General features: G+C 34.6%; 1 protein-coding gene. It reads left to right on the top strand.

Annotation, left to right across the window (positions count from 1 at the left end):
• The first annotated feature begins 109 nt into the window (after positions 1–109).
• Entirely contained in the window at positions 110–1564 is a 1455-nt protein-coding gene (locus GXX20_12650) for an ISLre2 family transposase (protein HHW32497.1), read from the top strand.
• The last annotated feature ends 234 nt before the right edge of the window (positions 1565–1798 follow it).

Here is a 1798-nt window from a genome sequence, read left to right as displayed (position 1 = left end):
GTTAGCGTAAAATTACTGTAGGGATAGAGGGATAAAATTCCAGTAAATTGGAAAAGAAGATGGCATCCTGTTAAGATATAGTTGATTAAAAAAATATTTAACAGAAAGGATGACATCTTCTATGTATAACAGTATACTACATTTTAATGAATTTGGGGTAAGAAAGATCGAAGAAACAGTAAAAGAGTTCATAAAAGAGGGAAAAGATATTGCAGATTTAGTTTTAGGATTAAAAGAAAATCTCTTTGAACTGGGACGAAATATGCTGGAAGAAATTTTAGAGGATATGGATGAATATCTAAGGGGATGTGAACTAAGAAAAAAAGATTGGGAAATTGTAAGAAAGGACGAAACAGGTCTTTTAACGAGCTTTGGAACTATTAGATATTCAAGGACGTATTTTAAGCCCAAGGAAGGTGGAAAGAGGCAGCATCTCGTTGATAAGATTGTAGGGATAGAACCTCATGACAGGGTGAGTGCTGATGTTGTTATTAATGCAATTGATGAAGCTGCAGACAGTAGTTATAGGAAAGCAGGTGAAACAGCAGCGTACATGGATGAGATTACCAAACAGGCAGTAATGAACAAGGTTCATAGTCTTGAGATAATTGAACCTGAGATTAAAATAGATAAGAAAAAAGATATAAGGATATTGTATGTGGAAGCAGATGAAGATCATGTAGCACTTCAGGAAAAAGGCAGTAAAAATAAAGAAGATAAATATAAACAAAATAATGTAATGCCAAAACTTATCTATGTACATGAAGGATTTGATTATGAAAAGAGTACAAAAAAGCGGAAGGTTTTAAAGGATGTACAGTACTTTGGCGGTATTTATAAAAATAGTGAAGATTTATGGATTGAAGTATCAGAATATATAGACAAGGTGTACAATACAGATTCTATTGAAACTATATATCTTTCAGGAGATGGTGCATCATGGATTAGGCAAGGGCTTAACTGGATTCCAAAGAGCAGATTTGTGCTTGATAATTATCATTTACAAAAATATATAAAAATAGCAACAGCTCATCTGGATGATAAATCAATATATCAGGAGTTAAAGGACGCCTTAGAATGGCCATGTAAAAAAATGCTCAAGAAAGTGTTTAAAAAGATATTGGAACTTACTGAAACCGATACAAAAGCAAAGGCAATAAAAGATGCTAGACGTTACATGCTAAATAATTGGGATGGTATTGAGATAAAAGCTGAAAAAGGATTTGAGATAATTGGGTGTAGTGCAGAAGGTCATGTGAGCCATGTATTTTCAGATCGTTTAAGCAGCAGGCCTAGAGGGTGGTCAAGAATAGGTGTTGCTAAGATGTCTAAGCTAAGAATATTTAAAAAGAATGGTGGGAATGTATATGACCTTGTAATGGCTCAAAAGCTAAAGGAGGCAAAGACTAAGAAACATCATATACAAGATGAATTAATAAAAAAGCTAAGAAATTCATCCAGCAAATATGAAGGTGTATGGAATAGTAATTTAACGGCTATTGATATAGGCCAAAAAACTGGATTATATAAAGAACTAAGAGGAATCATTGGTAGATGTGGATAGGAAGTAGGCAACGGCGTAGCGAACCCTTTACAATAAGAGGGACCCATATGGTACAATATATAAAGTGGCAGCCACAGAAGCTATAAAGGAATACAATATATATGGATGCCGCCCTGGCTGACAAACCCATATGGGAGATGCTTGTTGTCAAGGGCGTGACCGGGAATGGTTGCACTAACTTAAATATCAGGGTGTTATCTATACTTCTTTTCCCTACAGTAAATTAACGCTATC

It is taken from the genome of Clostridiaceae bacterium (assembly GCA_012840395.1).
Lineage (GTDB): Bacteria > Bacillota > Clostridia > Acetivibrionales > DULL01 > DULL01.
The sequence above is the reverse complement of the archived record's forward strand: the minus strand, read 5'-3'. Positions and strand labels throughout refer to the sequence as shown.